Origin of the sequence: Haloglomus salinum (assembly GCF_024298825.1) — an archaeon.
Taxonomy (GTDB): Archaea; Halobacteriota; Halobacteria; order Halobacteriales; family Haloarculaceae; genus Haloglomus; species Haloglomus salinum.
In genome coordinates, this window is record NZ_CP101153.1 from 3,871,407 (window position 1) to 3,890,616 (window position 19,210).

General features: G+C 63.9%; 23 protein-coding genes. 7 read left to right on the forward strand and 16 right to left on the reverse strand.

Annotation, left to right across the window (positions count from 1 at the left end; genetic code table 11):
• Positions 1-7: 7 nt before the first annotated feature.
• The 7 genes from NL115_RS18925 to NL115_RS18955 all read right to left on the reverse strand — a co-directional run bounded on the left by NL115_RS18925 (position 8) and on the right by NL115_RS18955 (position 7,524).
• Complete coding sequence (locus NL115_RS18925; protein ID WP_254830878.1) at positions 8-469, reverse strand: universal stress protein; 462 nt, start codon at positions 467-469, stop codon at positions 8-10.
• A gap of 180 nt (positions 470-649) precedes the next feature.
• Positions 650-1,330 (reverse strand): dethiobiotin synthase, encoded by a 681-nt coding sequence (gene bioD, locus NL115_RS18930; RefSeq protein ID WP_254830879.1) that lies wholly within the window; start codon positions 1,328-1,330, stop codon positions 650-652.
• Between the two features lie 51 nt (positions 1,331-1,381).
• Entirely contained in the window at positions 1,382-2,638 is a 1,257-nt protein-coding gene (locus NL115_RS18935) for an aminotransferase class I/II-fold pyridoxal phosphate-dependent enzyme (protein WP_254830880.1), read from the reverse strand.
• Positions 2,639-2,659: 21 nt separating this feature from the next.
• A complete protein-coding gene (gene bioU, locus NL115_RS18940; RefSeq protein ID WP_254830881.1) occupies positions 2,660-3,706 on the reverse strand; it encodes a (S)-8-amino-7-oxononanoate synthase BioU in 1,047 nt (348 codons plus the stop codon).
• Positions 3,707-3,781: 75 nt separating this feature from the next.
• On the reverse strand, positions 3,782-4,894 hold the full coding sequence (gene bioB, locus NL115_RS18945) for a biotin synthase BioB (protein WP_254830882.1): 1,113 nt from the start codon (positions 4,892-4,894) through the stop codon (positions 3,782-3,784).
• Positions 4,895-5,018: 124 nt separating this feature from the next.
• A complete protein-coding gene (locus NL115_RS18950) occupies positions 5,019-6,365 on the reverse strand; it encodes an APC family permease (RefSeq protein WP_254830883.1) in 1,347 nt (448 codons plus the stop codon).
• A 292-nt stretch (positions 6,366-6,657) separates the two neighbouring features.
• Positions 6,658-7,524 (reverse strand): geranylgeranylglycerol-phosphate geranylgeranyltransferase, encoded by an 867-nt coding sequence (locus tag NL115_RS18955; RefSeq protein ID WP_254830884.1) that lies wholly within the window; start codon positions 7,522-7,524, stop codon positions 6,658-6,660.
• A 293-nt stretch (positions 7,525-7,817) separates the two neighbouring features.
• Between NL115_RS18955 and NL115_RS18960 the strand changes: the two genes are divergently transcribed.
• Positions 7,818-8,906 carry a tyrosine-type recombinase/integrase gene (locus NL115_RS18960; RefSeq protein WP_254830885.1) on the forward strand — a complete coding sequence of 363 codons (1,089 nt, stop codon included), beginning with the start codon at positions 7,818-7,820 and terminating at the stop codon, positions 8,904-8,906.
• Here the strand turns inward: NL115_RS18960 and NL115_RS18965 are convergent.
• The 4 genes from NL115_RS18965 to NL115_RS18980 all read right to left on the reverse strand — a co-directional run bounded on the left by NL115_RS18965 (position 8,903) and on the right by NL115_RS18980 (position 10,384).
• Positions 8,903-9,133: a hypothetical protein gene (locus tag NL115_RS18965; RefSeq protein WP_254830886.1), complete on the reverse strand. Its 231-nt coding sequence runs from the start codon at positions 9,131-9,133 to the stop codon at positions 8,903-8,905. The genes NL115_RS18960 and NL115_RS18965 overlap by 4 nt on opposite strands.
• 50 nt (positions 9,134-9,183) lie before the next feature.
• Positions 9,184-9,534: a hypothetical protein gene (locus NL115_RS18970; protein WP_254830887.1), complete on the reverse strand. Its 351-nt coding sequence runs from the start codon at positions 9,532-9,534 to the stop codon at positions 9,184-9,186.
• A complete protein-coding gene (locus NL115_RS18975) occupies positions 9,531-9,941 on the reverse strand; it encodes a hypothetical protein (protein ID WP_254830888.1) in 411 nt (136 codons plus the stop codon). Before NL115_RS18975 ends, NL115_RS18970 begins: the two co-directional genes overlap by 4 nt.
• Before the next feature lie 215 nt (positions 9,942-10,156).
• Positions 10,157-10,384, reverse strand: coding sequence for a hypothetical protein (locus NL115_RS18980; RefSeq protein ID WP_254830889.1), 228 nt, complete (start codon positions 10,382-10,384; stop codon positions 10,157-10,159).
• A 111-nt stretch (positions 10,385-10,495) separates the two neighbouring features.
• On the opposite strand from NL115_RS18980, the gene NL115_RS18985 reads away from it, so the two are divergent.
• From NL115_RS18985 to NL115_RS19010, 6 genes are all read left to right on the forward strand, one after another.
• Positions 10,496-10,888, forward strand: coding sequence for a hypothetical protein (locus tag NL115_RS18985; protein ID WP_254830890.1), 393 nt, complete (start codon positions 10,496-10,498; stop codon positions 10,886-10,888).
• Positions 10,885-12,756, forward strand: coding sequence for a hypothetical protein (locus NL115_RS18990; protein ID WP_254830891.1), 1,872 nt, complete (start codon positions 10,885-10,887; stop codon positions 12,754-12,756). The genes NL115_RS18985 and NL115_RS18990 overlap by 4 nt, the downstream gene beginning before the upstream one ends.
• Before the next feature lie 190 nt (positions 12,757-12,946).
• Positions 12,947-13,777 carry a hypothetical protein gene (locus NL115_RS18995; RefSeq protein WP_254830892.1) on the forward strand — a complete coding sequence of 277 codons (831 nt, stop codon included), beginning with the start codon at positions 12,947-12,949 and terminating at the stop codon, positions 13,775-13,777.
• Positions 13,774-14,334 carry a hypothetical protein gene (locus NL115_RS19000; RefSeq protein ID WP_254830893.1) on the forward strand — a complete coding sequence of 187 codons (561 nt, stop codon included), beginning with the start codon at positions 13,774-13,776 and terminating at the stop codon, positions 14,332-14,334. Before NL115_RS18995 ends, NL115_RS19000 begins: the two co-directional genes overlap by 4 nt.
• Positions 14,327-14,788 (forward strand): ArsR/SmtB family transcription factor, encoded by a 462-nt coding sequence (locus NL115_RS19005; RefSeq protein ID WP_254830894.1) that lies wholly within the window; start codon positions 14,327-14,329, stop codon positions 14,786-14,788. The genes NL115_RS19000 and NL115_RS19005 overlap by 8 nt, the downstream gene beginning before the upstream one ends.
• Positions 14,785-16,311 (forward strand): hypothetical protein, encoded by a 1,527-nt coding sequence (locus tag NL115_RS19010; protein ID WP_254830895.1) that lies wholly within the window; start codon positions 14,785-14,787, stop codon positions 16,309-16,311. The genes NL115_RS19005 and NL115_RS19010 overlap by 4 nt, the downstream gene beginning before the upstream one ends.
• A gap of 495 nt (positions 16,312-16,806) precedes the next feature.
• On the opposite strand, the gene NL115_RS19015 is transcribed toward NL115_RS19010, so the two are convergent.
• The 5 genes from NL115_RS19015 to NL115_RS19030 form a co-directional block, all read right to left on the reverse strand.
• Positions 16,807-17,688 (reverse strand): recombinase family protein, encoded by an 882-nt coding sequence (locus NL115_RS19015; RefSeq protein ID WP_254830896.1) that lies wholly within the window; start codon positions 17,686-17,688, stop codon positions 16,807-16,809.
• 134 nt (positions 17,689-17,822) lie between these two features.
• On the reverse strand, positions 17,823-17,999 hold the full coding sequence (locus tag NL115_RS19020; RefSeq protein WP_254830897.1) for a hypothetical protein: 177 nt from the start codon (positions 17,997-17,999) through the stop codon (positions 17,823-17,825).
• A 175-nt stretch (positions 18,000-18,174) separates the two neighbouring features.
• Positions 18,175-18,477 carry a hypothetical protein gene (locus NL115_RS19025; protein WP_254830898.1) on the reverse strand — a complete coding sequence of 101 codons (303 nt, stop codon included), beginning with the start codon at positions 18,475-18,477 and terminating at the stop codon, positions 18,175-18,177.
• A gap of 255 nt (positions 18,478-18,732) precedes the next feature.
• Positions 18,733-18,879, reverse strand: a complete 147-nt coding sequence (locus NL115_RS20805; protein WP_434084003.1) for a DUF7563 family protein — start codon at positions 18,877-18,879, stop codon at positions 18,733-18,735.
• Positions 18,879-19,124 carry a hypothetical protein gene (locus NL115_RS19030; RefSeq protein ID WP_254830899.1) on the reverse strand — a complete coding sequence of 82 codons (246 nt, stop codon included), beginning with the start codon at positions 19,122-19,124 and terminating at the stop codon, positions 18,879-18,881. Before NL115_RS19030 ends, NL115_RS20805 begins: the two co-directional genes overlap by 1 nt.
• Positions 19,125-19,210: the final 86 nt, after the last annotated feature.

Consider the following 19,210-nt stretch of genomic DNA (forward strand, 5'->3'; position numbering starts at 1 on the left):
GGTCGGCTCAGGCGGAGTCGTCACCCGCGGCCACCTCGGGCTGCCGGGGCTCCGAGAGGAGGAGCACCGGGAGCGAGGTGTTGGCGGCGACACGCTCGCTGGTGCTCCCCAGAATCCCACCCGGCCCGTGTCGCCCCGTCGACCCCATCACGATGAGCTCCATTCCCTGGTCCTCGGCGTAGTCGATGATGCCGCGGTAGACGCCCATCCCCCGGACGACGGCAGTCTCGACGGGTACATCGTCGGCACGAGCGGCCAGTTCGGAGAGGAACTCCTCGGCCTCGCCCCGGAGCCGGTCGAACCGGCGTGCCATCGATTCAGAGGAGAGGAGCAGCGCCGTCGCCGACTCGTCGAGGACGAAGAGGAGGTGGACCGTACTGCCGTGCTCGCGAGCGACATCGAACGCCTCCGCGGCCGCGCGTTCGGCGGCCTCGCTCCCGTCGACAGGGACGAGGATGGATTCGTACATACCCGCGGGCAGAACGGCTGGCAGTATGAGCCTTCGGCCCCGTGTGCGCCGGCCCCGTCGTGTCCCCGGGAATTTATCACCGAATCCGCACTACGAACCCACGGAGCCAAGTCGGCTCCGTAGTGTCACACGCGGGGCACACACCCCCGCGTTCGACCACGCTCGACCTCTCGCCCGTGCTCATCGCTCGTCAGCATCGGGGCTCGCGATATCGACGTATCGGGGCAGGTCCGCGACCAGGTCGATGGCTGCCGCTGGATTCGAGAGGTCGGTGGGGGGGAGCGTCGCCACCTCGTGGCCCGTCATCTCCGCCAGCACCTCGGGGTTCGTGCGTTCGGCGACCGACGCGCCCTCGTACTCGTTGAGGACGACGCCCCGGACCGGAACGTCCCGGCGCTCCAGCGCCTCGACGGTCAGCGCGGTGTGGTTGAGCGTCCCCAGTCCGGACCGGCTGACGACGACCGCCGGCAGGCCGAGGTCGGCGACGAGGTCCACCACCTCTCGCCCCTCCGCGAGCGGCACCCGGAGGCCGCCGATGCCCTCGAGCACGCCGACCTCGGCGGCGGCGAGCTCGGTGGCGCAGAAATCACGGATCTCTCTGTAGGTGAGTTCCTCGTCGGCCTCGTCAGCCGCGACCGCTGGGGCGAGTGCGGGGCCGAGGTAGCGGCCACAGGCCCCGGCCGCCTCGTCGTCGCAGGCTTCGCGGACGAAGCCGGCGTCGTCGTCCGGGGGGTGACCCGTCTGACAGGGTTTCACCCCGACCGCGTCGACGCCCTCGCCCCGGAGGCGTCCCACGAGACCGGCGGTGACGACGGTCTTCCCGATGCCCGTGTCCGTACCCAGAACGGCGATGTTCGACATGTGCACGCGGAGAGCGGACGAGGTATTGAAACCCGGCGGGTCGCACCGGGCTCAGCGGAGGTCCAGCTCGGTGTCGGCGGCCTCGAACGTCGCGAGACAGCGGTCCACGTCGGCGGGTGTGTGCGCCGCGGTCGGCGCGAGACGGATGCGGCTCGTCCCCTCGGGTACGGTCGGCGGCCGGATAGCGGGCGCGACGATGCCGGCATCGTGGAGCCGGTCGGCCAGCGCCACGGCGTCGGCACGGTCGCCGACGACGACCGGGAGAATCTGTGTCTCGCCGAGCACCTCGTAGCCCAGCGCTTCGAGTCCCTCGCGCGTCCGCTCGACCACGTCCCAGAGCCGGTCGCGGCGCTGGTCCTCCCGCGCGATGCGGAGCGCTTCGCGGGCGGCGCCCGCGGCTGGCGGCGCCAGCCCGGTCGAGAAGACGAACGCGCGGGCCGTGTTGAGCAGGTGTTCGACCAGCGACTCGCTCCCGGCGACGTAACCGCCCTGTGCACCGAGCGCCTTCGAGAGCGTGCCGAGCTGCACGTCGACCCGGTCGCTCAGGCCCTCGCGCTGGACGATACCGCCGCCGTCGGCGTACAGCCCGGTGGCGTGGGCCTCGTCGACCATCGTCCACGTACCGAACTCCTCGGCCGCGTCGCAGAGCTCCGCGAGCGGCGCCACGTCGCCGTCCATCGAGAACACGGTATCCGTGACGACGAGCCAGGACTCGTCGCTCGCGTCCACGTCGCGAGCGCGTTCGCGCATCGCCGCACGCAGTGAGCGTGGGTCGCAGTGGTCGTATATCTCTACGTCGGCCCCCGAGAGCCGGCAGCCGTCGATGATGCTGGCGTGGTTCAGTTCGTCCGAGAAGACGGCGTCGGGGGCGAGCGCGGTGATGGTGCCGACGTTGGCGGCGTACCCCGAGGAGAAGACGAGCGCACGCTCGGTCCGTTTGGTGGCCGCGAGGTCGCGCTCCAGGCCGCGATGGGCGGGTGTGTCGCCCACGACGAGTCGTGAGGCACCGGCACCCGTGCCGACCTCGCGGGCCGTCTCCGCAGCGGCCGCGGCCAGCCGCGGGTCGCCCGCGAGTCCGAGGTAGTCGTTGGAGGCGAGGACGAGGCGCTCCTCGGTCCAATTGGCGGATTCGCCCTTCGGGTCGGGGGCAGTCCGAGCGCGCGGCCCGACCTCGTCGACCGGCGTCAGGTCCCGCCGGAGGTCGCGAGCCTCGCGGCTGGCGAGGCGTGACTCGAGGTCGAAGCCCCGGTCGCGTGGCTCTCCGTGGGTGTCGTCGCCGTCGGGACGGTGTCGCGGTTCGAAGCTCATCGAGTTCTGTGACGCCCAGATTCAGAAGCCGGGCATCAGTTCTGCGGGGCCGAAGACGCCGTAGTCGCCGGCGCGGTTGTGCCGGACGGCCGCCTTCAGATAGCCCAGTGCGGGACCGTTGACGTTGGCCTCCATGCTCGTGTCGTCCCCGAGTTCGAAGGTGTTGGTGGCGACCTCGCCGTCGAACGTCTCGCCGGTGACCGTGACGGTCGTCGTGGTCGGCTTCTCGTCGTTGCGCAGGTCCAGCACGCCGCCGACGGTGACGTCCTCGGCGTCGCAGATGCCCGCGCGCTCGAGGAGCACGTCGTCGGCGTGCTCCATGTCGTGGAACTCCAGCACGCCGTCGTGCTCGTCGACCAGTTCCTCGATCTCCTCGTCGGTCATGGCGCGAGCGGTCTCGATGTCGTAGCCGTCGAGGTGGGCGATGTCCTCGCGGACGGTGCCGCGGTTGTCCTCATAGCCCGATTTGAGGCCGACGCCCCACCAGATGTCGACCTCGTGGACCTCGACGAACGACTGTGCGGCGAGTGCCGCGGCGCCCGTGAGGAAGCCGGGCGTGGCGCCCGCGCCGCAGACGAACGTGATGCCCGAGTCCTGGAGCGTCTCCTCGCGGTCGTCGAGCATCCCGATGACGCGACTCCGCTTGAGCACGTCCACGAGGACGCCCTCGTAGTCGGCCTCGGCGAAGCGCTCGGCCACGCGCGGGATGAAGTCGTGTTCGAGGTTCGGGAGTGCGATGAGGACTGCGTCGATGGCGCCCGATTCGTCGATGATGTCGTCGATGGGCGTGTCCGTGGGGTCGGCCTGGACGGAAGCGGCGACGCCCTTGTCGGCGCCGGCCTGTTTGATGCCGCCGGTGCTGTCGTCGACCGTGGCCCCGCCGTCGGAGGCAATGTTGCCTTCCGTCGCCGCCAGCAGTTCGTCCACGTCGAGGCCGTCGTGGTCGACGGCGACGCCGTGGCGGTCACACGCCGCGACCGGTGTCAGTTCCTCCTTGTCCTTCGAGACCTCGAGTGCTCGCCGCCCGATGCCGCCCGTGCCGAGTACCGCGAACGTCATTTCGTGCATAGGTTCGTAATCTGTTGTTTCCGTGGTGAAGTCGTCTGATTATCCAGTTATATACCGTTCCGAACGATAATCGAATCAGTCGTCGAGTTCCGCGTTGCTGGTCGCCGACCCAGCCGCCGTCGCGGGGCCGTCGCCGCTGCTGTGACGCGCCCGGACCGCCGCCTCGTCGAAGTCGTTGACCGACTTGTTCGGTTCGAGGCCGGCCTTGCGCATTATCTCGATGTCGTCGGCGGGGTCCTGTCCCTCGGTGGTGAGATAGTCGCCCGTGAGCATCCCGTCGGCGCCGGCCTCGAAGGGGAGGTGCTGCTCGTCGCCCTTCAGGTTCACCTCGCGCCCACCCGTGAGGCGGACGCGGGCGTGCGGGTGGAGCAGCCGGTAGACGGCGATGGTCGAGATGACCTCCTCCGTGCTGATGAGCGCGGTGTCGTGCTCCTCGCCCAGCGGCGTCCCCGCCACCGGGTTGAGGATGTTGACCGGGAGCGAGGAGACGCCGATATCCCGGAGTTCCATGGCGGCGTCCACGCGGTCCGTGGGCGACTCGCCCATCCCGAGGATGACGCCCGCACAGAGGTCCATCCCGGCCTCCTTCGCCACGCGCAGGGTGTGGAGCCGGTCCTCGAACGTGTGGGACTCCACGATCTCGGGGAAGTACCGTCGGGAGGTCTCGATGTTGTGGTTGTAGTGGTTGAGTCCCTCCTCGACGAGTATCTCGGCCTCCTCCTCCGTGAGGATGCCCAGCGAGGCGTCGACCTCGACGTCGGTCTCGTCGCGGACGAGTCGGATGGCGCGGATGACCTTCTCCCACTCGTCGGGTCGTTGCTCCTTGGAGACGCCCTTCTCGGCGACCACGATGCCGAAGCGCTGGGCACCATCGGCCTCGGCGCGTTTTGCGGCCTCCAGAATCTCCTCCGGCTCGAGGAAGCCGTAGGTGTCGATGCCGGTGTCGAAGTGGGCCGACTGGGCGCAGAAGCCACAGTCCTCCGCGCAGTTACCGGCCTTCGCGTTCACGATGGAGCAGGCGTCGACCGTCCCGTCGGAGAACTCCTTGCGCACCATGTCCGCGGCGGCGGCGAGTTCGTCGACGGGCTGGGCGATGAGCGCCAGTCCATCACGGCGGTCGAGCTCGTCGCCCGCCAGCACACGCTCGACGGCGTCGTCTATCGTCCGGTTGCCTGTCTCGTAAACCACGACTCGTGACTCGGTTGACGCCTTGTTAAAGGTTGGTGAACGTGTGACACGCGGGCAGGGAGTTGTAACGGTTCGTCCGTCACCCGTCGTTTTCGCGGGCCGAACGACGGCCCCGCCTGTCGGCTCACTCGTGGTCGGCGAGCGTCCGCATCCGCTCGGGCAGGTCCACGCCGTCGTCCGCGAGCGACCGGGCCCGGAGCCGGTAGTAGCCGTAGCCCACCGCCGCCCAGCCGAGGAACAAGCCCATCATCCACGGGAGGCGGAGCGTCGTGACGACGATGAGCACCAGCGACGTCAGCGCCGTCAGGACGGCGACGGCCTTGAGCGCGCGCGGCGGGAGCTGGAAGCCGGCGGTCTCGTAGCGCCGGGGGAACCGCTGGGGGAGCTTCCAGAGCGCGACGGCGTTCACCGTCGCCCCCGAGAGCACGGACAGGGCCAGCCAGACCGAGAGGACGACCGGGCTGGGGGCCACCGGCGCGAACAGGAGTGGCGGGATACCCAGCACGAGGAGAGCGATGCTGGGCGTCCCGAAGCGCGGGTCGATGCGGGCGATGACCGAGGGGAATACGTCGTCGCGTGCGGCGCGCATCAGGGCCCGGGAGAAGCCGGTGTAGGTCGTGCTGATGGACGTGAGCGCGCCGATGACCGCTCCGGCGGCGACCACGGGCACCAGCGCGGCCGGCAGGAAGGTCCGCGAGGCGGCCACCACCGCGGCGTCGGCGGCGCCCAGCTCCTGCCAGTCCATCACGCCCACGAGGACGACGACCAGCAGCACGAACAGCGTCAGCGCGATGAGCGCGCTGTAGAGGAGGACCCGCGGGATGGTCCGGACCGGGTCGTCCAGCTCCTCCCCGAGGTCGACGATGAGGCTGAACCCGCGAAGCGGGAAGTACAGCGAGACGACGGCCAGCGCGAACGGGCCGACACCGTTCGGGAGGAACGGGGTGTAGTTCCCCGGGTCGATGGCCACCGCGCCCGGAACGATGAACAGGACCATGCTCGCGAGCAACAGCACGACCAGGGTGAGCTGGACCCGCGCGACGGGCCGGATGCCGACGATGTTCAGCCCCAGGAACGGCACGAGGATGACGTAGATGAGCGCGAGTTCCGGGATGTCGGTGAAGACGCCGACGTACTCGGCGAAGCCGACCCCGATGAACAGCAGGCCGGCCCAGACGCCCGGAACGACCAGCCACGGGATGAGAAAACCGGCGTACGGGTGGACCAGCCGCGAGCCGTAGACGTAGTTCCCGCCGGCGACGGGGATGGCGCTCCCGAGCTGGAGCGTCGTCAGGATGCCGAACGCGAGCGGAACCGCCGCCAGCAGGATGCCGATGGCGACGGCGGGCCCAGCCTGCCCCGCCAGCGGCCCCGGGAGGACGAAGATGCTCACGCCGATGACGTTGCCCACGAGCAGTGCCGTGGCCTCCGTGACGCCGATGGAGCCGGTGAGCTGGTCGGTCCGGCTCATCTGCCCGTGTTCCGCGGCGAGTACGTTCGGGCCTGCGGTCCGTGTGTGACGATGCGCTCGAAGACAACGGCGTCCCCGGTGAACCGGTCGAGTGTCGGTGCCCTCGGCGCCTCGTGCCCACACACACCTGGTCGGCCGGCCCGCAATGAGCCGATATCGCTGTAGGGTACGTTCACAGCTACCGAGTGGCACAGTACGGGTTAAAATCTCGGGTCCCGGGTCCACCTGCACTCCAGCACCGCTGGAACGGCGATGCTGGCGTGACTGCCCGGTCCTGGTCCCGCGGGTGACCCTACACCACCACGACCGCACGCCCCACCACGAACGAGGCCATCGCGAGGAACATCCCGTACTTCAGCCGCGACTGGCCCGCGGTCGCGTCCGAGAACGACTCGTAGGCGGCGTAGGCCATCACCGCGTCCGCCGGGAGCACGAGCACCAGATACGCGGCGCCGAACGTCCCCGTCACGTAGGGCAGCGGACTCGCGAGCACCGCCAGCCCCAGTGCGGCGGCCGCCACGACCAGCGACCGGCGCTCCCCGACGGCGATGGGCAGCGTGTTCAGCCCCTCCTCACGGTCGCCGGCGATATCCTCCACGTCCTTGACGACCTCGCGCGCGAACGTCGAGAGCGCAGCCAGCGCGAACAGCACGCCCGCCGTCGAGAGATCACCGCCGACAGCCGCGCCGCCGAACAGGAACGTCGAGCCGCCCAGATACGCGACCACGAGGTTCCCGACCCCGGGCAGGCCCTTGAACAGCTCCGTGTACGCCACCAGCGCCACGAGGTTGAACAGCGCGATGCCGATGGCGAGCAGGGGCAAGAGGAGCGTCAGCCCGACGGCGAGGCCGAACAGGCCCACCGAGAACGCGAGCGCCCCACGCGGCGAGACGGCACCCCGCGGAATGGGACGCTCGGGGGCGTTGATGCGGTCGATATCGCGGTCGAAGTAGTCGTTGATGGCGTTCCCGCCACCGACGGCCAGGACGGTCGCGAGGACGGCCGCAGCGGCCCGGACTTCGGGCGCGGTGTCGAGCACGAGCCCGCCGTTCGGCCCAGCGAGGCCGGCGACGAACGCACCGATGAACGTGAGGACACCCGACGCGACGGCGTTCCCCGGCCGCGTGAGTTCGAGCAGGCCCTGGGCTGTCTCGCGCATACCCGTCGGCTGTCGGGGTCGAAGCATAAACGGCGTGGAACGGCAGGGCCGCGCTCGCGAGCCGGCCGCGGGGTATGGACAGAATTATGTCCGGGAGGGCGCTTCGCTTCGATGAGGGGCCTTAGCTCAGCTCGGACAGAGTGCGTGGCTTCGGACCACGTTGCCGGGTTGATGCCGCCGCCGTGTCCGGGATTTTCGGCTGGATTCCGTCGAGAAACAGACTTCGGAAAGCAGGACTACACGGTATTAACCGTTAATACCATCCGAAAGTCGTCGCGTGCCGGCACCCGAACATGACCGACACGATCCAGGACATCCCCATCTGTCCACCACAGACGGCCCAGCTACTCACGGAACGCGAGCGCATCGACTACACGGGCCACCGCCGCGACCTCCTCGAATGGATGCTCACCCGGGGCAAGGACCCTGAAATGGCCGAGGGCTACGCACAGACGACCGTCGAGAACCGTGCCCGCTACCAAGACGGGTTCTATCGGTGGGTCTGGAACGATCGCGGCTACACGACCCAGATCACCGCTGACGACTGCGACCAGTACATCCAGGAACTGCTGCTGGCGGACCACTCGCGGTCCTACGTGGAGAACATCGCCAAGACGCTGCAGATGCTCACGCGGTGGCACCGAACCGCCGACGAGTGGGAGCCGGACTTCACCTTCAGCGGCGCTCAGCAGCCGCAACAGCCACGCGACTACCTCACTCGGGAGGAGCGTAGGGCCGTCCGAGAAGCTGCGCTGCACCTCGGCAGCGTCCCGCACTACAATGCGCTCTCGCCCGAGGAACGTGACGTCTGGAAGGTCCACCTGGCCCGCCGATTCGACAAGCCAGCCGGCCACGTCGGCCCCGACGACTTCGACCGCGCGAACGGCCACAAACTGCCGTCGCTTGTGTGGACGAGCCTGGACGCGGGTCTCCGCCCGATCGAGGTGGCGCGTGCCCGGACGTCGTGGGTGGACGTGTCGAATGCCGTCCTCCGGATCCCAGCCGAGGACAGCAGCAAGAATACCGACAACTGGCGGGTGTCCGTCCGGACGGAGACGGCCGAATTCCTGGCAGCATGGCTCGACGAGCGATCGCTCTACCCGAAGTACGACGACACGGACCAGCTCTGGCTCACCCGGCACAACAACCCGTACGAGAGCCACGCGCTCGCCTACGTGATGGACAACCTCTGCGAGGAGGCGGAGATCGACCGTGACCTCTCCTGGTATGCGATTCGACACAGCGTCGGCACGTACATGACCCGCGAAGAGGGGTTAGCCGCGGCACAGGCCCAATTACGCCACCAGAGCCCGCGCACGACGATGAAGTACGACCAGACGCCCGTCGAGGACCGCCGGGATGCCCTCGACCGGATGGGCTAATCTCGGTCTACGAACCGGGACGACGTGACGAGATACTGGCCCGGCTCGACTTCTTCGAGGGCGTCGATTCGCTCCGCGGCTTCTGACAGGAGATTCGCGGGGAGCTCGATATCCTCCGGCCGCCAGATCACCTCATTGACACCGAATTCCTCTTCGGCTTTGCGCCAGATCTCTTGTTGCAGCGGCGGCAGGTCTTGGTACGCGTACTTCAGGATCGGCTCGTCCATGCAAATATCAAATATTTGATATCACATAGAACCTTCCCTCGATTGGGTGGTTATAGCCGTCTAACGGGAACCTCTACCTGGCTCGATACGTCGTAGCTCTCATCGGGGCCAAACGTGAGTTCCACGCCATCCGTGGGGCACTCCACGTTGCTCCGACGTTCCAGGTGAGCTATTGTTGCACTTTTAGGCCGCCGGGGACCCGCAACGTATGGCTCATAGAGTTGGTATGGATCGGTATTCTGGGTGAACACCGTTGCCAGGATGCCAGTTTGATCGGCCTGCTCCGGCTGGGCGAGCCTGATTGCCCCCTGTACCGCGGAATAGTCGTAGACTAGCACGTAGCCGAGGACGTGCCGCGTGTACGGTGGCAAATCGTCTACGGACGCGACGACGATACTCATTGGTCCTCCATCGTCAGTTCCTTCGGGTCAAATTCGAGCTCCTTCCGGAGGTTGATGGCGTCGCTTTCGGCCCAGAACCGTATCTTGGGATCTTCGGGCGGCGAAGGGACCCGCAGCCATTCTTCTTGTCCGTCTGGATCCCGCACGTAGGCGTAGAGTGTTGGTGCGTCCGCGTATTCGATGGTGCCAACGTGATACCAGACGTCGGGGTCGAATTCCCTGTCGGTGACGAACTTCTTTCCGCCGACGCGAACGATCCCCTCGGGGTTCAACGCCTTGTGCGCCACCTGCGACAGGATATTAACCGCGACTGGTGCAGGGGCATCCCTTCCTGGTGGCGAGACGGACTTGTCTGTCATGTCGATACGCGATGCTATTTGGTCGGTAGCGGGCTTCTCTTCTGTCATAGTTCGAGACGCACTCCTATCTCGGGGACGAGTAATACTTAAGCAGATATCTTAGGCTAAAATCGTATTAATCACTAATACCATAGAGACAACCTCACAAGTTTAAGTAGTTCCAGAAATGGTCCACCATCCGCCAAGTTGTAGACCGCGTCAACGACCTGTTTGAGCTCGTCGGGTGTGACCCCCCGCTTCGAGTGCTGGCATGGTATTAACCGTTAATACGTCTGGAGTTTGGATTGGCGGACCATGTAGTCCGTGTTCGTCTTGTGCAGGTACGTCATCCGTTCCGCCAACCAGTCGAGCTCTTCTCGAATCCGCTCCTCGTCAATGTCGTCGAATTCCCCAGCGACGTAGTCGAAGAGCGTCTGGTCCGTCTTGGTCTCCGGATACTCCACCACCAGCCGGTCGATTCGAGCTGCCAGGTCGGTGTGATCCAACGCCATACGAGTGCCGCCTACCGCCAACCCATCATAGAGATTAATCGTATTAGCGGTTAATACCTGGATTCCTCCGCGGTAGACACATGATGATCGTTACCTATAGGTTTCCCCAGAGTGACAGAAAACAAACACGAATGTCCGATTCCGGGGTGCGACTACGAGTCGGACTCGTCCCATGGGCTCCAGGTTCACAAGGGGAAGGTCCACGAACCGGAAGAGGACCCAACAGCCAGACCAATCGACGGCCATCCCGGTCGCTACGACAAGAACCCACGGACCACGACGATCGGGATCCATGACACGTCGATCTCCGGGTGGTCCTACGACGAGCTCCACGTCCAGATCCGGTACGAGACAGCCCGCCGGAACATGGTGGAGGGGATTCGGCTGGAGAACCAGGCACCGGACTCCAACGTCAGTCCGTCCGCCGTTCTGATTCCCGACTCGTTGACGGAAGACGTCCTCCGGTCCATCGCTAACGCCGAAGCCGAGGTGGGCCTTGAGTGAGCCTCACAACGGACTGCGGGTGTGACGAGAACCTCGAGGCCGAGCTCCAAGCCAAACAAGACGCCGGCGAGGAACTGACGGCGGACGAACGCGAATTCATGCAGCAGGGCAAGGACGCCCTCCCAACATTCGGCCCAACCGACTACCAGGCGTTCGGGCCGCTCTCGTCGTATGATGGGACGCACTGCGCGTTCTGTTTCTGGGTGGGGATACTCTCCTCGCTCTTCGTTGGGGCGGCCCTCGCCGCTGCTGGCCACCTTGCTGGGCTCCCTGGCGGGGTGGTGCCGGGCGTGGGCCTCGGGGTTGTATTGGTCGTCGCTGTGCTCTACTTCGGCCACCTCCCGGTGGTGGGGCCGAACGTGGGGCCGGTGGTCGAACGAGCACTCGCAACAGTCGGCATCTACCCGACAGCCAAAGCCAAACAACGCTACATGTCAGAGGATACAACAGCCGAGACGGAGAACGAATCGGACGACAACTCAGGTATTTTCGGTCGCGCGCTTAACACGATACAACAGGCCAATACCCCAGGATCATCAGATACCGAACCCGAGACCAACGGCCACGACAAGAACATCAACGTCGACGCGATCCGCGAAGAAGAACAGGCCAAGGTCAAGGCCCGACAGAAAGAGCAGGAAGCCCAGTCCCTCAAAGAGGAGAAGGAGTCCTGGAAAGAAGAAGCGCAGCAGAAGGAAGAACGGATCAAGGAACTGAAACAGCAGAACCAGGAAGTCCGTGAGCAATACCGGTTGATTGCGGATCCGGATCACGCCACAGACAAGATCGATGCGTACCCGGTGATCATCTGGAGCGAGGACGGCACGTCTGCGCTCGGACTCTACTACTACACGGGCACGGTCGAGCTCGACGCGAACAAGATGGACCAGGAGTACCAGGACGGCGTCTACGCGATCGTCGTTCCACCGGCCGAGATCGGGCAACTCGGAAACCTCCCGGATACCATCGTCACGCAGAGCACCGTTGAGCAGTTCGAGGACTACCTCTATCCGGATCCCCGGAAGGTGACGGTTCCCCCGCAACACGTCGACCCTGGGAAGCCGGCCGCCAACATCTCCTACGAGTATCAGGAGGTGGAGGACGGTCGAATGCGGGTCCCCCTCCAACACGAGAGCGCCCCAACGATCTTCTTCAACTCGGCGAAGGGGATCCGGGAGGAGCGGAACAACAACCACAATTTCAATCGGGAGGACGGCGGCGAGCCGATGTACATCGGCCGGTACACGATCGACGGGAAGCTCTTGCCGGCGTGGTGGGACCCGAACGGGTTCGAGAGTCGGAATGAGCTCCGGGAATCGGTTCGGTCTCTGGAGACGGAGATTGAGAGCCTCCGGTCGTACAACGGCTACCTGGAGAACGAGCAGGAGGCGCTCCAGGAGAAGCTCCAGTCGCGGCGGGAGGACTACGAGGAACTGCTCGAACGGCTCAACGACCGGCGTGACGACCTTGGACGGGCATTGGATATGGCGGACGAGGTTTCCCACGACCTCCAGCTCACCGAGCGGCAACTCGAACAGGCCCGCAAGGAGAAGCGCGACCTGGAAGAGCTGGCGGAGGGTGCCGCCCAGTCTCGTGACCAGGAGCGCCGCCAGCGGTTGCTGGAGGAGAACGACACGACGATGGCGGCAATCGAGGCCCAGGCCGATGTCAACGACCGGTTGATCCGGTTCTTGAACGTGGCGGAGACGGCGAACTACGGCGATTACGACTACGACGCAATCCGGGCGGGCACGGCCGACACGGAACCGAACGAGATCCTCGATGAGGTCCTCGGGGCGAAGTCCCAGGTCAACGACCTGCTCGTCAAGGCGGCTGAGTCAGCCGTCAAGGACGGGGTGGAAGCATGATCCGGTATCTGGTTGCCGGAGTCGTGGGGTTTGCCAGTGGAATCTTGTCGATTGCGTTGATGCTTGTGTGGTCCGTCCGGCTCGAAGAGAAGACGGAGGCTTGGAAGGTCTGCCAGAAGTGCGCTCAAGGCTACATGGTCGTGTACGAAGATCGTTTGGAGTGCAACCAGTGCGGGACGGAGGTGCCGAGATGAAGCGGGCACTCGTCGCCGGGCTGGTAGTGCTGACGGTATTAACGGTTAATACCTCAGCCGTCGCAGCACAGCAGGGCCAGTCTCCGGGGGAAGTCTGCAAGAGCGGCAACATCTCGGACGCGACCCTTGAGAACGTCTGCGACGCCTACAACGAGCAGCGCCGGATCATCGACGAACAAGAGCAACGAGTCGACCAACTCCGGAACGGGAGCGACCGGGTTGGTGGCGGCCAGTTCAGTGCAACGACCAAACGCTATCTCAAGCGAATCGACGCGTGGGACAATCGGACCCGAAGTCCGGCGCTGGTACTCTTCCGCCAGACGGCCCCCGAACCCGGTGGTGAGACCGGCGTCTACCAATACGTTGGCCGGGGACGTGGGACGCACGACTTCGACAATGACGGTGTGAAGTCGTGGAAGAAAGTCCCCACCAGACGACTCGGACAAGGTGAGTTCGGTCCCGTGGAGATCGACCTGCTGTATGCGCCCGCCGGTTACGACGAGAAACACGTTGTCAACAGCACGGGCCGGCTCTCCGAGATTGCGCGTGAGCTCTCGTCGCCCGCTGGCTTCGGAGCCTACGTCAACTGGAAGGAAGAACGCGCCGCCAGCGCCCGGAACGCCCAGGCCGGTGTCTTCGGGATACTCTTTGTCCTCTTCGGGATCACTGGGACCGGGATTGCCGTGGCCGAGGCCCGAACCCAGCGGATGCGTGACCTGCTCCGGCGCTACCGGAACGAGCGCGAATACGATCCGGTGAAAGACGGAACGACGAACCCGGTCGTGGCTCTCTACCGGGCCATCAAACGGGGGAAGAAGGGACGATGAACGTCCGCTTCCTCCACGAGGACCAGTGCCCGGTGTGTACGTCGATCCGGGCGGGTGGCGGCTTCGACCTGTTGCGGGACGTGGTCCGTGACGTTCCAGACCTGCGCTGGGTCGACCGTGAGATCACCACCGAACGCGAGAATCCCGCGATGCGGTCGGACTCGTTCTCGATGAAGAAGCACCTTCGCGGGAAGACACCCGAAATCGTCCGGCTTACTGGGTCGAACGAGACCCCACAACTCGTCTGCGATACGCCGACCCAGCACGAGTCAACACACCCAGCGGACGTCACCTTCTCACGGGTCTCCGTTGAGAACCACGAGGAGCGGTTCCGGCAACACCCGGTGGAGACGGCCAACGGGATGCTCCGGTTCGTGATGCGATGCTATCTCAAGTTGGTTCTCGGGGTGACCACGAAGATGACGGAGGTCTACATGCAAGAAGCCGAGAACCCGGGCGACCCGCGACTCCTCCCTGACCAGTACACGGACGACTTCCAACACGACGAGTGGGTGACTGCGTTCAAGAACGCCCGGAGGCGATCTCGGTATGCGTGACGGCTACGAGCTCCTCGAGAAGCACGGGACTCGCTGGGAGGTCTTCCGTACCGTTCGGGACCAGGACAACGTGACGTGTCGGGAGGTGGCGGAGGAAGTCGACTCCCACAAGACCACCGTCAGCAGCCACCTCAACGAGCTCCACGAAAACGACCTCGTCGACTTCACAAAGGCATCGAACAACACGAAACGGTGGCGACTCTCCGATGAGGCGGCCGCCCACCTCGAGACGCAGCCGGCCACAGATGGCGGCTACACGGTCCAGGAGTACACCCGACAACAGGCTCCCCTACTCGGGTTGCTCGGGTTGCTCGCCGTGCTGAGTGGGTTGCTCGCCGTCGTCAACGCGGCCCGAGGCCTCCCGGTCCAGTCGCCGTTGACGTTCTTCTTCATCGCGGTGACCGGCATCGCAGTGACCGGATTAGTTGGCGTTCAGACAATCTACAAATCATGACAGAGATCAGTGCACGTGCCCGGAAGGTTCCGGTCAGCCGAATCCCGATCGACGAGAACAGTGCGTTCCACCAACTCTACGAGGACATCATGCATGAGATGTTCGAGAACCGGCTCTTCGACGACGACCCGAACTTGTCGCGAATCCGGTTGTCGGACTGGGACGAAGCCCCAGAGATAGACGACACGGAACTGCTGAAGTTCATCGAACCGGAGAAGGTCGACTCCCCGGAGAGCGAGGACGAGCGCCGCCACACAGACACGAAGAAGAAGTACGACGAGCTCTCCGACAAGCGCCAGCGGATGTGGAAGAAGATCGAGCAGGAGTACGGCTACGGCCCGAATGCTGACGTCTTCACGGTACCTGAGGTACACGACAAGTTCGGGTTCAGGAAGGGGACTATCCGCAACTACGTCCGTGACGACTTCTGCAAGGAGATGGAGATTGTCGCGGAGCTCGATGAGGCGAGTCAACCAAACGGCAGTAAGAGCTGGAAGTTGCTTGAGTCGCACAAGACGGAGCTTGTCAGCGATGGCGGCTACAAGTGGCACTACGAGTGGGAGTCGATCGAGAGCGGGCTGGAGAAGGAGGAGATCGTCGACCCGGACGTTGACTGGTTCGCCGACTACAATTTCGACGTATGGGTTGAGATTGTCCGACAGGCGAGCACCATCGACGACCAACTCGTGAAGGTGGCCCGCATCCAGCGCGATAGCCTCGACCAACCTGACGATTACCAGGACTGGCGGGTGAATGCGTTGAAAGAGCTTCGCGAGGAGTTGCAGGTGCTTGAGGGGGCGTTCGACCAGTTGTTCTCGGCGCTGAACCGGCTGCTGAACGCGGCATATTCATCGGTTGTCAACTGGGCCGCGGTCCACAAAACGAACAACAAGACGACAAGCCACGACCGCTACGACCCATCTGTCCGGCTCGAACGGACGAAACTCCGGGCCAAGGCCAAGCACGTTGCGCTCCGGTCGTACTACGAGCCGATGATCAACTTCGTCCCCGAGCACAACACGACGGAGCTGGCGTGCCACGAGCAGGCCGATCGTGCGCACGAGCTGAAGCAGGAAGTCGGCGAGTTTCTGACCTGGGTGTATGAGTGCTCGCTCGACCTGATGGCGTTCGCAGACACGGACATGTCGACTGGCGGTTCGACACCACTGGAAGACGAGATCGAGCAGATCCTCTTCGACGAGTGGACCGGGACAATCAGCAATCCGAGCGACTACTCGTTGCCGTGGCGGCAGTTCTGCAAGATCGTCGACCAGGCGATGGCGTCCGTCGACCCGTCAGCAAGTGAGATCTACCAGGCAGTCCGGAACGTCCATCTCCGTGGTCGATCCGAAAACAACGACACCGACTACTATGGCGTCCATCTGGTGGGACCGAAGCAAGCGGATCAGTGGGGCATCCACCTGGTTCGACAGTCGGACTTCTTCTCGGAGAACACGACGCCGCCAGTCGAGAAGGACAACCTGGCGGTGGAGCTGGAGTCGGAAGCTGTTGAGGTGCTGTAACGGCCAGTAGGAAGTCACCGCCAATCGCTCGACTGCGCGGGGATAATCATAAGCACATACGAACGTGGCTGTGGAGTCCGTATGTCCCTGAGGGCGTGTGGATGGTGACCCATGGGGCGACTCTCGACAGCTAATACCCGTGTTTCCGGGTGTTAGACGGGCTAACACTGTACAACAGGTAGTATACGTCCGTCTACAAGGTGAATTGTCGTGCTCACACCCCCAGGGGGGTCACGCATCTCGTATCGTCGTACTGGCCGAAACCACCCGCTGAAACTCTAATAGGTATCCGGAAAATGGTGTCCCAACCGACCGACACGCGGACTTCCCACGGAGAAAAGCCGTGGCACCACCGCATTGTCCGGATTGGTCAGGCGCAATTACCTCCTCGTTCCGTCCTGCTGGGAGAGATTACAAACCCTGGCAGGGACACCAGCCGGAATCGGTCAGGTGGAGGTAACGGTGTCGACGATCATGGTATTAACCGCTAATACCTCAGACGTGCTCCTCGTAGACTGCCATCCACCCTTCAGACCACTCCGGGTGTGACTCCGTTGACGGCCATGGTTCCAGCTCCGGCGCATCACCGGTATCACCTGCGTCCTGGGCCTGGAGGTACTTCGGATAATTGTCGCGAACTGCCCGGAACGCATTGTACGGATTGTCGTCGTCAAACTCCCGGCCCAACGTCGTTGCACTGTGGCCCTCAGGATCGCGCAACCACTGGTTGAGTGTCTCCACCACGAGGGCGTAGTTCTCCCCCGGAAGGTACGTGGACGCCCGCTCCACGTCGTTGTGTTCGCGCTTGTCGGTTGTGAGCCCGCGAGGAGGCGTGCCCCGAGGTTCGGCCCGACGGTCCTTCCGTTCGAGTGCGGCATTCGTCCGTTCGACGGTCTGTCGGGCCTCCATGTCCGCCTGTCCGAAGAGCGCAGCGAGCATATGGTAGTTCCCCATGTCTCGAGCGTTCTCCGTCCGGACAATCCGAGGAATCTGCTCCAACCCTGGGGTATCTGTGAGACAAAATTCGATCTCTGTCTCCTCGTAGCCCCACCGAAGTCGGAAGTGTTCCGCCATCAACAGCGGGAGTTGGACGCCGACCATCGTCCGGGTGTAACGTGACGGATTCCGGGCCACGATCCCGTCAATCTCCTCGTCCTCGATCGCCCACGCACACGCCCACACGAACCGCCACCGTTCGTCGTCCCAGGGCAGGTGCTTCCGGGCGGAGACCTCCTCAGCAATCACACAGTCGACGATCGTGTGGTCGTAGGTGTCCGCCCACTCGTCGATCGCCTGTTGCTGGTCTTCGATACTTGATTCAACGCTCGCTTCTTTCTTTGACGGTGACTTGCGGATGTAGCCGATGTAGCGTCCCATAGAACAGTGTGGCCGCGGTTAGTCGTCCGGATCCCACTTACAGCCCTCTTTGCGTGCGTACTCCTCGACGGAGTCGTAGTCCCCGTCGTCGCTCTTCATCTGCGACTTGCACGATTTCTTCTGCATGAAGTCTTTCAGTCCCATTCATTCTCACCTCCGTTGCGGGTATAACAGTGGATCTCGGTGGTTTCGTCGACCTCGACCTCGTCCATGATGGCGGACTTGGCGCCACGTTCCGCCTTGTGGCGGTCGTTGGCGGAGGCCGAGACCTCCTCACCCCGAGCACGACACACCACGGTGATGTCGCCCATCAGTCGTCCTTGCGCCGACAGTGTGGGTCGACCTTTGTGCCGTCCTCGCGTTCGTAACCTTCGACGGCGATCTCGTCCTCCCCACAATCGGGTTTGTCCTTACTGGACATACGAAGAAATATACGGTGCTATGCTCATCACTATTATGTCAGATCAGGTATTAACCGTTAATACCTCAACTCTCAGTCAGCCGGGGGTGGATCTTGTATACATTCTGACCCGCATTTTCGGATCGTTCTGTCAGGACCCACGTGTTCCTGTAGAACCAGCTGAGCGCGTGAGGGACACGTTTCTGTTCCAAACTGGAGACCTCAAGCTGTCGGGCCGAGACGTGACGGACTACCTTCCACTCTGTCTCGATCTCTTCGACGATTGCGTCAAGAACCTTCAGAAGTTCTGACGCGCGTATGTACGGTCGTTCGTGTTCGATCTTCTCGGGGATATCTCGTTCGAGTATCTTCCGCTCGATATCTGCCATCGACATGGTATTAACCACTAATACCTCGATAGTCAGCTGCCAATTGCTTGTGCTTCGGGTGGGTCGGGTGGCCGTTCCGTGACGGGTCGCTCCGGCTGTGACACGACCGGCACAACGCCACCAGGTTCCACGCCGCACTCGTCTCGTGTGTGTACCGGTGGTGGATGTCGAGTGCCGACGCCTTCGACGGTACCGTTCCACACACTTCGCACTCGTGTGACCCGTAGAGCGCCAGGTAGTAGGCTCGATAGTCCTTCATTGTCCTCGATACTCCCGGAAGTTCACGCCGTCACCCGATCGAAGTCGATCTTCGCAGTGCGGACAGACGTCGACACTGTTGTCCGTGGAGAAGACCCGGACGTAGTCCTGGGAGACGTGCGACCCACAATTGTTGCAATTCATCAGTAGACCGCCCCCGTGAGGAGTCGCTCAGTGGCCGCCAAGACAATGCAGTTCACGACCGTGGGAACGGTCCACCCGAGGCCAAGCACGAACTGAGCGACGGCAACAACCACGTAGCCGACGACCAACAGCCGGAGTCCCCGGACGATCTTCAGGACGTCGAGGAGTTTCTGTGCGTCGTGGGTGCTCGCTTCCGCAATGTCGAGCACCTTGTCGTATCGCGCTTTCGTATAGAGGTCTGGCATGACCTGAGTACCGCAGGCTTCCAATTGATCATAGACATTTACCCGAGATATCAGGTATTAACGGTTAATACCTCATCGAAGGGTGA